The sequence below is a fragment of the Shinella zoogloeoides genome (assembly GCF_022682305.1).
Classification (GTDB): domain Bacteria; phylum Pseudomonadota; class Alphaproteobacteria; order Rhizobiales; family Rhizobiaceae; genus Shinella; species Shinella zoogloeoides_B.
On the sequence record NZ_CP093528.1, the window covers coordinates 2,772,509 to 2,785,782 of the forward strand.

Here is a 13,274-nt window from a genome sequence, read left to right on the forward strand (position 1 = left end):
CGATCCCTGGAGAAACCCGATGTCGACAGAATTCGTTCTCACCAATGTACAGCCCAACGGCGCGGCGGCCAGGGACGTGGTGATCCGCAACGGGCGGATCGCCGAGATCCTGCCGCACGGCTCCCGCCCCTTTCCAGCCGGAACCGCGACCGTCGACGGCGAAGGCCTCCTGATGCTGCCCGGCCTGGTCGACGCCCATACCCATCTCGACAAGACCCTGCTCGGCATGCCCTGGTATCGCAATGATGTCGGCCTCGAACTAATCGACCTCATCGAGAACGAACGCCGCATGAAGCGGGAGCTCGGCATCGATCCGGCGCGCCAGTCGGCCGCGCAGATCGAGCGCTCCGTCGCCAATGGCACCACCCATATCCGCACTCATGTCGATATCGACACGGAATACGGTCTTGCCGGCCTCGAAGGCGTGCTCGCCTCGCGCGAACGCTATCGCGATATCGTCGACATCGAGATCGTCGCCTTCCCGCAAAGCGGCATGCTGATCCGCCCCGGCACCGTCGACCTGATGGAGCGGGCGATGCGCGAAGGGGCGGACGTGGTGGGCGGCCTCGATCCTTCGGGCGTCGATCGCGACCCCAAGGGTCATCTCGACACGATCTTCGCCATGGCCGAGCGCCACGGCAAGCCGGTCGACATCCACCTGCACGAGCCGGACGCGCTCGGCACCTTCGCCATCGAACTCATCGTGGAGCGCACGAAGGCGCTCGGCATGGCGGACCGGGTAACGGTCAGCCACGGCTTCTGCCTCGGCATGCTCGCCGACAAGCCGCTAGCGCGGCTCGCCGGCATGATGGCGGAGACCGGCGTGCACCTGATGACCAAAGGCGGCGCGGCAAGCCCCCGCCCGCCGGTGCTGGATCTCACCGAGATGGGCGTGAAGATCTGCTCGGGCAGCGACGGCGTGCGCGACACCTGGCAGCCCTTCGGCAATGCCGACATGCTCGACCGTGCGGCCATCGTCTCGCAGCGCAACGACTTCATCAACGACGTCCATATCGAGCTGGCGCTCCGCCTGTGCACCCATGGTGGCGCCCACACCATGGCGCTCGAAGGCTACGGGCTGGAGCCCGGCTGCGACGCCACCTTCGTTCTTGTGCGCGCAGAAACGCCGGCCGACGCCGTCGCATCCCGCCCCGTGCGCCGGGCGGTCTACCGCAAGGGCATTCCAGTCGCAAAGGACGGCGCGCTGATCGCCGCCTGAAACAAACCCATTCGAACATCGGCAATGAGGAGTAGCCAACATGTTGAATAAAATCGGAAATGCAGTCATCGCTCTCGGCATCGCGCTTGGGGCCTCCGCCGCCTTCGCGGAGGAGCCGACGCGCACCATCACGGTGGCGACGGAAGGCGCCTATGCGCCTTGGAACTTCACGGAAGCCGGCGGCAAGCTCGCCGGCTACGAGATCGACATGCTCGAGGACATCTGCCCGCGCATGAAGGTCAAGTGCGATATCATCGTGCAGGATTGGGACGGCCTGATCCCCTCGCTGAACGCCGGCAAGTTCGATGCCATCGTCGCCGGCATGCTGCAGACCGAGGAACGCGAAAAGGTCATCGCCTTCTCGCGCAACTACGGCACCGGCTCGGCCGCCTTCCTCGTGCGCAAGGATTCGCCGCTCGCCAAGATGCCGGTCGGCAAGCAGGTCGACATGGGCAAGGACAAGGAAGGCGCAAAGGCGGCCGCCGCCGAGATGCTTCCCTTCATGGAGGGCACGGTGATCGGCGCGCAGGGCTCGACGACCGCCGGCCAGATCATGGCCGAACTCTTCCCGACCGTCGAATTCCGCGAATACAAGACGACCGAACAGCACGACCTCGATCTTGAAGCCGGCCGCGTCGATGGCGTCATGGCCTCGCCGGTCGCGCTCGACCGGGCGCTCGAAAAGATCGGCGCCGACCAGGTGGTGTTCGCCGGCACGGAATTCACCGGCGGCCCGCTGGGCGGAGGCCAGTCCGTCGGCCTGCGCAAGGACGATACCGAACTGAAGAAGCTGTTCGACGACGCGATCAACGCCGCCATCGCCGACGGCACCCTCTCGCGCCTCGCCATCAAGTGGTTCAAGCGGGACATTTCGCCGAAGCAATAAGCCATCTGAAAATATCGGAAGGCCCTGCGAAATTGGCAGGGCCTACCCTTACTCATCGTCCAGAGGCACTCAGGGCTGGCAGCGCTCCCATGCAAACCCCTTCCGTTGCCTCAGCCCGAGCCGCCGGGAGCATGTCCCAGCATACGGCGCGTCTCCGCGAGGAAGACCCGCAACGCCGGTGTCGGGTCATCCTGATGATACACCATATAGACTTCCGAATGGGGCGGGTCGGGGCGGATCGGCAGGAAAACGAGCGGGCCGGTGGTCAGTTTGGCAATGCCCGCCGGCACGATGCTGACGCCGAAGCCCGCCGCGACGAGGCTCGGGATCGACTGCGCGTCGATTACCTGCTGGGAGATACGCGGGCGATAACCGGACGCGACGATATAGGACATGACATAGGCAGCGAAATCGGAACTCTCCGGCTGCAGCACGACGAACTGGTCGTCGCGCAGATCGGTGACCCAGACATCGGCGCGTCCGGCGAGCCGATGATCGCTGCGCACAAGCGCCACCAGCTCCTCCTGCCAGGCATATTCGTAGGCAAGCTCCTCACCATGCGGGATCGACCGGTTGAAGCTGACATCCGTGCGGCGGCGGCGCACTTCGTTGATCTGCGCCACGGGCGATTGCTCGTGCACCCGCAGCGTGATGCGCGGATGGCTCGCCGTGAAGCTGGAGAGAAGCTCCGAGAGCCCCCCACGCAATATCGACCCGGTCGTCCCGATCTCGACCATGCCGTCCTGGCCCTGCTGCACCTCCCGGATTTCCTGCAGACTGCGTTCATACTGGTCGAGCATATTGTTCGCCCGCTGCCGGAAGAGTTCGCCCGCCCGCGTCAACGCCACCTTGCGGCTGGTCCGATTGATGAGATCCACCCCCAATTCACGCTCAAGTGTTTGAATCTGCGTGCTGAGCGGGGGTTGCGACATGTTCAGCCGCTGGGCCGCGCGGGTGAAGCTCAGCTCTTCGGCGAGGACCACGAAACACTGGAGCTGGCGTAATCTCATAGCCTCACCCTATAGATTGCCGATAAATCGATATTAGACATACATAAGATATTCGACAAGTATGAGGGCGTGAGGGGAAGATACATCGAAGGCTGCCGATGCGAGGAGACGGTGGAGGCCGTGCATCCGCAAGCTTACGGTCGTGGATTGCCCCTTTTCTCAAAGGGAGGAATATACATGCCCAATTGGTCGAAATCCCTGTTCGGACAGGTCTGCATTGCCCTCGTTCTGGGTATTGCCGCCGGCTTCTTCATGCCGGATCTCGCCACGAAGATGAAACCGCTCGGCGATAGCTTCATCAAGCTTATCAAGATGCTGGTCCCGGCCATCGTTTTCTGCGTTGTCGTACATGGCATCGCTGGCGCGGGAAGCCTCAAGAAGGTCGGCCGCGTCGGCGTGCGCGCCCTCATCTATTTCGAGGTCGTCACCACCATCGCGCTGGCGCTCGGCATCGTCGTCGCCTACCTCTTCGGCCCCGGCCACGGCATGAACATCGACATCAACACGCTCGATGCCTCTGCCCTCTCCTCCTATGTGGAAAAGGCTCATGAGGTCTCGAGCGGCGGCACCGTCGAGTTCCTGATGAAACTCATCCCGACCACCATGTTCAGCGGCTTCGCGCAGGGCGACATCCTGCAGGTCCTGCTCGTCGCCATCCTCTTCGGCTGCGCCCTGGCGCAGGTCGGCGAGCGCGGCAAGCCGCTTCTGCACATCATCGAGATGGCCGGCGACGTCGTCTTCAAGATCATGGCCTTCATCGTCCGCCTCGCCCCGCTCGGCGTGTTCGGCGCCATCGCCTTCACCACCGGCAAATACGGCGTCGGCTCGCTGGCCCAGCTCGGCTACCTCGTCGCCCTGTTCTATGTGACCATCGCGATCTTCGTCGTCGTCGTGCTCGGCTCCATCCTGAAAGCGGCGGGTTTCAGCATCTTCAAGCTGCTGCGCTACCTGCGCACCGAGGTCAGCATCGTTGCCGGCACCGCCTCCAGCGATGCCGTGCTGCCGCAGACCATGCGCAAGCTGGAACATCTCGGCATCAAGGACTCGACCGTCGGCCTGGTCATCCCGACAGGCTATTCCTTCAACCTCGACGCCTTCTCGATCTACCTCACGCTGGCCGCCGTCTTCATCGCCCAGGCGACCAACACGCCGCTCGCCTTCACGGATCTCCTCGCCATCCTCGGCGTGGCGCTCGTCACCTCCAAGGGCGCCCATGGCGTGCCGGGTTCGGCGATCGTCATCCTCGCCGCGACGCTGGCAGCCATTCCCAGCATCCCGGCCATCGGCCTCGTCCTGGTGCTCTCGGTGGACTGGTTCATGGGCGTCGCCCGTGCGCTGGGCAACTATCTCGGCAACTGCGTGGCCACCGTGACGATCGCTTCGTGGGTCGGCGACATCGACAAGGATCGCGCCCGACGCATCCTCGACGGCGAAACCCTACCCGCGCCGAGCTTCTCGGAAGACCCGGTCCCGCACAGCGCAGGCTGACAGGACACGCGCGACAAAGGCCTGTCGACATGCCTCGACCAGCGCCGAGGTCCGGGACGCCTCCTCCACCGGCCTGGAACCCATCCCGGGTTCGCCTGCAGCAAAATCCGGGCATATCCTCTGCGCCAAGCGCGCAGAGGATCGCGCAAACCGCCGCCTCTCCCCTCCTCCCCTGGGGAGATGGCCGCGACGGACAAAGGCCATCGTCGACAAACAGAAGGCCCGTGCGATTGCACGGGCCTTCTTGCGCCATGGGACGACCTTATTCCTGCAAACAGGGTCGCCGGCATCGCAACAGCCGCCACCGTCCGGCTTTGATCGATAAGGCCATGGACGATCAGAAATGCGCAGCAATATAACGTCACGTTATGACATCGGTGCGCTTCACCTTCAGCCTCCCCCGCCTGCAATATCTGGTCGCGATCGTGGACGAGCGGTCGTTCACCCGGGCCGCAGAACGTCTCGGGGTATCGCAGCCGGCGCTTTCGCGGCAGATCAGCCTTCTCGAGGGGGAACTCGGCGTAACGCTGCTAGAGCGAACGGCAGCAGGCATCGTTCCCTCGCCGATCGGACGGGAAGTGGTCATAGAGGCCCGGCAGGCCCTTGCCGCGGCCCAGCGCGTGGCTCAGGTCGCCCAGGACTCTATCCAGCTCCAGATGGGGCATCTTGAGATCGGCACCTTTCCGACGCTCGCGACGGGCGTGTTGCTGGCCGCGATCGGCGCCTGGCATGAACGCTATCCGAACCTGATGATCCGGTTGAGGGAATTCCGCAGCCGCTACGCACTACAGGAAGCGGTACGCCTCGGCATGGTCGACCTTGCGATCGGGGTCCGCCCCGACGATTGGTCCGGGCCGAAGAAACCCCTGGGGGTCATGCCCCTCGTCCTGGTCCTTCCCCACAAGGACGAAGCCTTGAACGAGCGCGGCCCCATCCATCTCAACCGCCTCTCGTCACGCCGCTGGGTACTCTACGACCGGTCCTATGGGCTCGCCGATGTGCTCGACACGGTGTTCTCCTTCGCCGGATTCCGCCCCACCCCCGCCGTCGAGACGTCGCAGGCGGAAGCTGCCGCAAGGCTGGCGGTGGCCGGTCTCGGCCCCGCCCTCGTGCCGTCCCCCAACCTGCCGTCTGAACTGGTGGACTACAGCCGGCCCTTCGACCCCGTCGTGGGCTATGAGATCTATGCTTATACGCGCCAGCGCTGGTCCGCCTCTGCGAAAGCTTTTCTGCAAATCGTCTCTGAAGGGAACTGGCCGGATTCTCCGCCGGATATAAAGGTATTCGAACTGCCGCCCTACTAGGCGCAACATTTCATGGAGCCCCGGCGGATCTCCCTGATCCCGGCAATCATCATCGCCACCGCCCTCAGCCCCACTCTCTTGACCTTCGGTGATGACGTCCTGCAGGTACCGAATAGTCTTGTCCGAAGGACCCTAGGCGGCGCCCGTGCCAACCGGAAGCCGGTGAAGGCAATTCAAAGGCAGCCCGCGAGGCACTGACGAATGGAGCCATCCCCCTTACCAGGACAACTCTCCCTTGGGCACCAGCGTTAGCCCGAAATCAGGACGCGTTGTCTCGTTTTAAAGGGATTCGGCGGGGTGTGGCACGCCATCATAGGCGCCCCATATGCCCTGATCGAAGTTAACGATCGCACCGGTCATGAGGCCCGATTCCTCGGAGGCGAGAAACGCAATGGCGCGGGCAACTTCGTCGGGATCGATCAGGCGGCCATTGGGTTGAGCGGCCGCCGCCTTTTCCAGCCAATCATCAGGCTGGCCGTCAAGCATGCGTTGCGTGTTGTCCTCGCCCTCGGAGGCCATCCAGCCGATATTGAGGCTATTCACGCGGATGCGATTGCGCAGCACCGCGTAGGCCGTATTACGCGTCAGCGTGTCGAGTGCGCCTTTTGAAGCGCAATAGGCGGCAAGGACCGGTTGCCCGCCCATCGAGGACATGGAGGAGATGTTGACGATCGTGCCCGCCACCGCGTCGCGGCGGAAGAGGCGGATCGCCTCCTGCATGAGAAAGAAGGGCGCGCGCGTATTGACCGCAAACAGCATGTCGAACAGTTCGGGCGTCGTCTCGAGGATATTGCCCCGATTGGTGGCGCCGGCGACGTTGACGAGGATATCGAGCCGGCCGAACATCCGGTCGGCCGCCGCGACGACAGCGCGGCAATCCTCTACCCTGCCGAGATCAGCGGGCACGAACACGGCCTTCGCCCCGCGTTTTTCCAGTTCCGCCACCTGTGCCGCCCCCTTTTCGGCGGAGCGGCCACAGATGACGATCCCTTTGGCTCCCCGCTCGGCGAAGAGCCGTGCGGTGGCCGCGCCCAGCCCCTGCGTACCTCCGGTGACGATGGCGACTTTTCCTGCCAGTTGTGCCGTCATGATTCCGCTCCCGCCTCAGACCCCGACACGCTGCTTCTTGCGGCCGGCCTGCTGGTCGGCGGCTGCGGCGTTGACCTCCTCGCGCCCGCTCACCTGCGGCACGCCGACATCCCACCAGGCATCGCCCGGCGTCCAGGTGAACGCGTCGGAGACGATGGTGAGGACGGTGGTGCGATCGGTCGTCTGCGCCCATTCGACCGCCTCACCCAGATCCGCGAGGCTTTCGACGCGGCGGGTATACGCGCCCATCGCCTCGGCGTGCTTGGCGAAATCGACCGGGAAAGGCTCCTTGACGCGGCAGTCCTTCAGGAGGTTGTTGAACCCCGGCGTCCCCTTGGCGTTCTGCAGGCGGTTGATAACCGCGTAACCGCCATTGTCGCAGACGATGAGGATCATCTTGTGGCCGGACAGCACGGTCGAATAGATGTCCGAGTTCATCATCATGTAGGTGCCGTCGCCGATCATGACGATGGGCGTGCGGGTGGGATCGGCCATGGCCGCGCCCCAACCGGCGGCAATCTCGTAGCCCATGCACGAGAAGCCGAACTCGCAATCGAAGGTGTTCGGCGCCTTGACGCGCCAGTTCTTCATCACCTCGCCCGGCAGGCCGCCGGCGGCGGTGATGAGGAGGTCCCGATCCCTCGCCTTGGCATTGACGATGCCGACGACCTGCGCATAGGTCGGCACCGGCGCATTGGTCGGCTTCTGGTAGCCGTCGAGCGCTTCGTTCCATTTCGCGAATTCGAGTACGCCCTTCTTCGTCCAGGCAGCATCCGCCTTGTAGTCGCCGATGGCCGCTTCCAGCTCGCCGATGGTTTCCAGCGCGTCGCCGACGACGGCAGTCGCGCGGTGCTTGTTGGCGTCCCAACGCGCCGCGTTGATCGAGACGAAGCGGGCGTCGGGCGAGAAGGCCGTCCAGGAACCGGTGGTGAAGTCCATGAGCCGCGTGCCGACGGCGAGCACCACGTCCGCCTCGCCGGCGAGCGCATTGGCCGAGGTCGAACCGACAATGCCGATAGGGCCAACATGGGCGGGATGGTCGTGGGTGACGGTGCCCTTACCCGCGATGGTCTCGCAGAGCGGGATACCGTGCTTTTCGGCGAAAGTGGCCAGCGCCGTCTCCGCGCCCGAGTAATGCACACCGCCGCCGGAGATGATCAGCGGACGCTTCGCGCCCTTGAGGACCCGGACGGCTTCGGCAAGGCTGTCGCGATCCGGCCGGGGACGCGGGGTTCTGTGAACGGTTGGTGCGAAGAAGCTTTCCGGATAGTCCCAGGCGATTTCCTGCACGTCCTGCGGCAGGCCGATGAAGGCCGGGCCACAATCGGCGGGATCCAGCATGACCGCGATGGCCTGCGGCAGGGAGCCGATGATCTGCTCGGGATGGGTGATGCGGTCCCAGTAGCGCGTCACGGCCTTGAAGGCGTCGTTGACGGTGATCGTCGGATTGCCGAAATGCTCCACCTGCTGCATCACCGGGTCAGGCCGGCGATTGACAAAGCTGTCGCCCGCAAGAAGCAGCACCGGCAGGCGATTGGTATGCGCCACGCCGGCCGCCGTCACCATGTTCAGGGCACCCGGGCCGATCGAGCTCGTTGCGACCATGATCTGCCGGCGGCGCGTCGCCTTGGCGAAACCGATGGCGGCGAGCGCCATGGACTGTTCGTTCTGGCCACGCCAGGTCGGCAGGGTCTCCTTCACGGCTTCCAACGCCTCGGAAAGGCATGTAACATTGCCGTGGCCGAAGATGGCGAAGACACCGGGGAGCAGCGGTTCGCGCTTTCCTTCAATCTCGGTGAACTGGTTGCACAGATAACGCACCAGGGCTTGCGCCACGGTCAGGCGAATGGTGGACATGGTAAACCTCCCTGAGCCGGCTTGACGGCGCCAGCCCCTATCAAGAAACCAATATTTCACTTTATAAAACTTTGCAATAATTATTGCAAAGCACTAGAACAAAGTGCAGGCCGTCCAGGCGCCGCCTGACTTGCTGGATGCAAGCGCGGCCTCGGCGAACTTCACGCCAAGCGCGCCATCCATCACCGTCGGATAGGCGAGGAGACCTTCGGGCAGGGTTACACCGAGACGGCGGGCTTCGATGGCGATCGCGAACTCCTCATAGAGATTGCCCCACGCATCGCTCAACGCCTCCGGATGGCCGCGCGGCATGTGTACGAAGCGTGCGGCATGTGTGCCGATGCCGGCGCCCTCGCCGCGCGTCAGCACACGAGCGGGTTCGCCGAAGCACCGGAAATGCAGAAGTTCCGGCTCCTCCTGATTCCATTCCAGGCTGGCCTTGTCGCCGAAGACCCGAATGCGCAGGCCGCAATGAGCACCGGGCGCAACCTGCGAAATCATGATGGTGCCGGGAATATCCCCCTCGTAGCGCACCTGCATGAAGGCCGTGTCCTCCAGCGGCTTCGGCGGGCCGAGCGTGTGGAACTCCGCCCGAACCGCCGTAACGGGCCTGCCACAGACGAACGCGCCGAGATGGTGGCAATGCGTGCCTATGTCACCCGTGGTGAAGGTCGAGCCGACGATGGCGGGATCGACGCGCCACTGGGCACCCGCGCCCGCCTCGCTCGGTGGCGTCAGAGCCCATTCCTGGAAATACTCGACATGCACCTGCCGGAGTTTTCCGAGCGCCCCGCTCTGAACCATCTGGCGAGCCTGGCGAACCATCGACGAGGCCGCATAGGCATAGGTAACCCCGAAGACAAGGCCTGTCTCCTTCTGCCGGCGCACCAGGTCAAGCGCATCATCGAGCGTTGTGGTCAACGGCTTGTCGCTGATGACGTCGATGCCCTTTTCCATGAAAGCGACCGCAATGGCGTGATGGGAATTGTTGGGAGTGGTGATCGCCACGGCATCGATACCGTCCAGCCGGGCCGCCTCGCATTCGGCCATCACGCGATAATCGGTATAGACCCGGTCATCGTCGAGCAGCCATTCGCGACCCGATTCCCGGGCGACCTGCGGACGCGACGACAGCGCCCCCGCCACGACATCCCAGCGGTTGGAAAGCCTGGCACCACGGGCATGCACCTTGCCGATGAAACTTCCCTGCCCGCCGCCAACGACGCCGAGCCGCAAACGCCGCCGCGCCATTGGAAAAGCCATATCGTTCGAACGAACTTCCATCATCCCCTCCAACCGCCCGAAAGCGAGCTTGCAGAATTAATATTGAGATAATATAAAATTCGCAATGTTTTTTGCAAACAACCTTTCGGGAGAAGGACCATGACGAGGATCGCATTGCTCGGCTGCGGGCGCATCGGCAAGATGCACGCGGCGACCATAGCGCGCGCCGAGGGCGCGGTGCTTGCCGCTGTCTACGACCCGGTCGCCGCCGCTGCCGAGGACATCGGCCGCCGCCATGGCTGCACCGTCGCCGCCAGCGCGCAAGAGGCTATAGCACTGGCCGATGCCGTACTGATCGCCACGTCCACGGCGACCCATGCAGACCTTATCGAAGCCGCCGCAAACGCCGGAAAAGCGATTTTCTGCGAGAAGCCGATCGATCTGTCGCTTGCCCGCGTGGTCGCCTGCCGCAAGGCAATCGCCGGTTTCGACAGGCCCGTCCAGATCGGTTTCAACCGCCGTTACGACCCTGGCCACCGGGCTGCGCGCGATGCGGTGCACGCCGGCGAGATCGGAAATCTCCAACAGGTGATCATCACCTCCCGCGACCCCGGCCTCGCTTCGCGGGACTATCTCAAGGTGTCCGGCGGCATCTTCCGCGACATGACCATCCACGACTTCGACCTCGCCCGCTTCATGCTCGGCGAAGAACCCGTCGAGGTCTTCGCCACCGGCAGCACACTCATCGACCCGACGCTCGCGGAATTCGGCGATGTCGACTCCACGATGATCATCCTGCGCACCGGCAGCGGGAAACTCTGCCACATCAACAATTCCCGCGCCGCCGCCTATGGCTACGACCAGCGCGTCGAGCTGTTCGGCACGAAGGGCATGCTGATCTCCGGCAACCGGCGCGCCCATCAGGTCGAGCGCTTTACCGCGACCGCAACCGGTGCGGGCGAACCCTATCTCGACTTCTTCATCGAGCGATATGTCGAAGCTTTCGAGATCGGTCTGCGGTCCTTCCTGAACTGCGTCGCGGAAAACCGCGTGCCGGACGTCACCTTCGACGATGGCGAGAAAGCGCTGGTTCTGGCCGAGACCGCCATTCGCTCGAAGACGGAGGGCCGCTTCGTCAAGGTCGAGGAGATGGTCGGCCGCTAGCTTTTACGCCGCTGCTTGCCCGTGACCGTCGGTATCTCGGGCGAGCCTTTCTGATCCTCCTGCAACAAGGCAGCCAACGCCACGGCAATGGTCTGCGTCAGGCACATCGGTGCGGCAAGCGATCGCGAGAACGAATATTCGTCCTCGGGAATGGTGAAGAGCACGGCAGCATTCTTCGCAAGCGGGGAAAGCTGGCTATCGGTAATCGCGACGATCGGCGTGCCGTTCTCCGCCGCGACATCGGCGATCGTCACCACCTCCTTGGCATAGTGGCGGAAGGATATCGCCACCAGGACATCCTTCTTCCCCATCACCTTGGCCATCTCGGGCGCAAGCCCTCCGGCGGGATCGAGCAGAATGACCCGGCATTGCAGCATGGACAGCACGTATCGAAGGAACTTGGCGATCGGCTCCGAGCGCAACTGACCGGCAATGAAGATGGTGTTGGCGTTCTTCATCGCCCGCGCTGCTCGCGACAGGCTCTCCTCCGTCGTCGTGTTCAACAGCTCCTGCAACGTGGCGATATCGCGCACGACGAGGTCGTGCAGGAAGCCGAGATTACCTTTGCGCTTGTTCTTCTCCAGATCGACGTCGAGCGCGCTGATACGCTCACGATATCCCGGCGCGGCTGTAGACAAGCGGGTCTGGAACACCGACTGGAGCTGCTTGAAACCCGCGAAACCGAAGTGCTGGGCAAATCGAACCAGAATTGAGGGATGGGCGCCGCACAGTTCGGAAATCGCATTGACCGACTGCATCGCCACAACGTTCGGGTTTTGCGTGATGTAGCGGGCGACTTGCTGGAACCGGTCGGAGAGCTTCGGATACTCTTCAGTAATGAGGTTGACGAGCGTCTCGTAATTGGCCGTCTTCGGTGGCGGCTGGTCGGACTGCTTTATCCTCGGCATACGGCCTGCTCCCAGATGCAATTCTCCGTAGCCAGCATAAGCTGACGTCGGGCATTTATTTGCAGTATTGCATAAGCGCAAACTCTGCAACGTATGTCTCAATGGGGGCGTCCCGTCATGGACACGCCATGACGGGACGCTAGAACAACCCTGCGACCGCTATCAGTATGGCGCGTCGGGGAAGTAATATTCCGCAGCATTGTCCTTGGTAATCAGGGGGCTGCCGAGCACGTAGCGGCCATTGATCGGGGCCTGGGTGGCATATTTCATCGTGACCAGTTCAATGGCGGGGATGATCAGCGTCGGCGGGTAGAAGATGTCGGCATCGACCATGTCGTGACCGTCCTGCACCAGCTTGATGACCTTGTTCATGCCCGAGCCGCCGAGCACCGTCACGTTCTTGCGGTCGGCCTGCTTGATCGCCTCGATGGCACCGAGCGCCGCATCGTCGTCACCGGCCCACACGCCGTCGATCTGCGGGAAGCGCTGCAGGTAGTCCTGCATGACCTCGAAGCCCTTGTCCGGATTCCAGTTGGCGTACTGCATGTCGAGCACCTCGATCTTGGTGCCCTTCAGCGCCTCGTTGAAGGCGTCGATGCGGATATTGTCAATCGCCGTCGGAATGCCGCGCATCACGACGATCTTGCCGCCATCGGGGAACTTCTTCTTGAAGTATTCGGCCGCGGCCTTGCCATACTGCGGATTGTCGCCACCGACGTAGAGATCCTCGATGCCCTCCTCCGCAAGACCGCGGTCGACGGTGGCAATGAAGACACCCTTGGCCTTGGCCGCCTTTACCGGCTCCGTCAGCGGATCGGACTCGAAGGGCAGTACGACGAGCGCGTTGATGTTCCGCGCCATCAAGTCCTCGATATCGTTGACCTGCTGCGTGGCGCTCGACGACGTCGCCAGCACGAAATCGATGTTCGGGAACGCTTCCTTCATCCGGTCGATGGTGCGCTTGGTGTGGTAGTTGAGACCACCCGTCCAGCCATGCGTGGCAGCCGGGATGGAGATGCCGATCACGGCGTCCGCAGAAAGCGCCGGCGACGCCAAACCTGCGACCGCAACCGCGCCGGCGGCAATAAGGGACTTCAGTCTATTGAGCATTTCGTTCCTCCTGTT

11 protein-coding genes are annotated in these 13,274 nt (G+C 63.4%); 5 read left to right on the top strand and 6 right to left on the bottom strand.

The window, feature by feature from the left end; translation table 11 throughout:
* Positions 1 to 19 precede the first annotated feature (19 nt).
* Both MOE34_RS13825 and MOE34_RS13830 read left to right on the top strand, forming a co-directional pair.
* Positions 20 to 1,219, top strand: coding sequence for an amidohydrolase family protein (locus tag MOE34_RS13825; protein WP_242217749.1), 1,200 nt, complete (start codon positions 20 to 22; stop codon positions 1,217 to 1,219).
* Positions 1,220 to 1,259: 40 nt separating this feature from the next.
* Complete coding sequence (locus MOE34_RS13830; RefSeq protein ID WP_242217751.1) at positions 1,260 to 2,105, top strand: transporter substrate-binding domain-containing protein; 846 nt, start codon at positions 1,260 to 1,262, stop codon at positions 2,103 to 2,105.
* 110 nt (positions 2,106 to 2,215) lie between these two features.
* Here MOE34_RS13830 and MOE34_RS13835 read toward each other — a convergent pair whose 3' ends face one another.
* On the bottom strand, positions 2,216 to 3,115 hold the full coding sequence (locus MOE34_RS13835; protein WP_242217754.1) for a LysR family transcriptional regulator: 900 nt from the start codon (positions 3,113 to 3,115) through the stop codon (positions 2,216 to 2,218).
* Positions 3,116 to 3,292: 177 nt separating this feature from the next.
* Here MOE34_RS13835 and MOE34_RS13840 point away from each other — a divergent pair, with 177 nt between their 5' ends.
* A complete protein-coding gene (locus tag MOE34_RS13840; RefSeq protein ID WP_242217756.1) occupies positions 3,293 to 4,603 on the top strand; it encodes a C4-dicarboxylate transporter DctA in 1,311 nt (436 codons plus the stop codon).
* 368 nt (positions 4,604 to 4,971) lie between these two features.
* Complete coding sequence (locus MOE34_RS13845) at positions 4,972 to 5,907, top strand: LysR family transcriptional regulator (RefSeq protein WP_242217758.1); 936 nt, start codon at positions 4,972 to 4,974, stop codon at positions 5,905 to 5,907.
* 279 nt (positions 5,908 to 6,186) lie between these two features.
* Here the strand turns inward: MOE34_RS13845 and MOE34_RS13850 are convergent, their stop codons facing one another.
* From MOE34_RS13850 to MOE34_RS13860, 3 genes are all read right to left on the bottom strand, one after another.
* Complete coding sequence (locus MOE34_RS13850; protein ID WP_242217760.1) at positions 6,187 to 6,996, bottom strand: SDR family oxidoreductase; 810 nt, start codon at positions 6,994 to 6,996, stop codon at positions 6,187 to 6,189.
* A 15-nt stretch (positions 6,997 to 7,011) separates the two neighbouring features.
* Positions 7,012 to 8,853 carry a 3D-(3,5/4)-trihydroxycyclohexane-1,2-dione acylhydrolase (decyclizing) gene (gene iolD, locus MOE34_RS13855; protein ID WP_242217762.1) on the bottom strand — a complete coding sequence of 614 codons (1,842 nt, stop codon included), beginning with the start codon at positions 8,851 to 8,853 and terminating at the stop codon, positions 7,012 to 7,014.
* A 93-nt stretch (positions 8,854 to 8,946) separates the two neighbouring features.
* Positions 8,947 to 10,116 carry a Gfo/Idh/MocA family protein gene (locus MOE34_RS13860; RefSeq protein ID WP_242217763.1) on the bottom strand — a complete coding sequence of 390 codons (1,170 nt, stop codon included), beginning with the start codon at positions 10,114 to 10,116 and terminating at the stop codon, positions 8,947 to 8,949.
* Positions 10,117 to 10,236: 120 nt separating this feature from the next.
* Between MOE34_RS13860 and iolG the strand changes: the two genes are divergently transcribed.
* On the top strand, positions 10,237 to 11,241 hold the full coding sequence (gene iolG, locus MOE34_RS13865; protein WP_242217766.1) for an inositol 2-dehydrogenase: 1,005 nt from the start codon (positions 10,237 to 10,239) through the stop codon (positions 11,239 to 11,241).
* Here the strand turns inward: iolG and MOE34_RS13870 are convergent.
* Both MOE34_RS13870 and MOE34_RS13875 read right to left on the bottom strand, forming a co-directional pair.
* The gene (locus MOE34_RS13870) at positions 11,238 to 12,149 is read right to left on the bottom strand and encodes a MurR/RpiR family transcriptional regulator (RefSeq protein ID WP_242217769.1); all 912 of its coding nucleotides are present in this window, start codon (positions 12,147 to 12,149) and stop codon (positions 11,238 to 11,240) included. The genes iolG and MOE34_RS13870 overlap by 4 nt on opposite strands.
* A 162-nt stretch (positions 12,150 to 12,311) precedes the next feature.
* Positions 12,312 to 13,259, bottom strand: a complete 948-nt coding sequence (locus MOE34_RS13875; protein WP_242217770.1) for a substrate-binding domain-containing protein — start codon at positions 13,257 to 13,259, stop codon at positions 12,312 to 12,314.
* Positions 13,260 to 13,274: the final 15 nt, after the last annotated feature.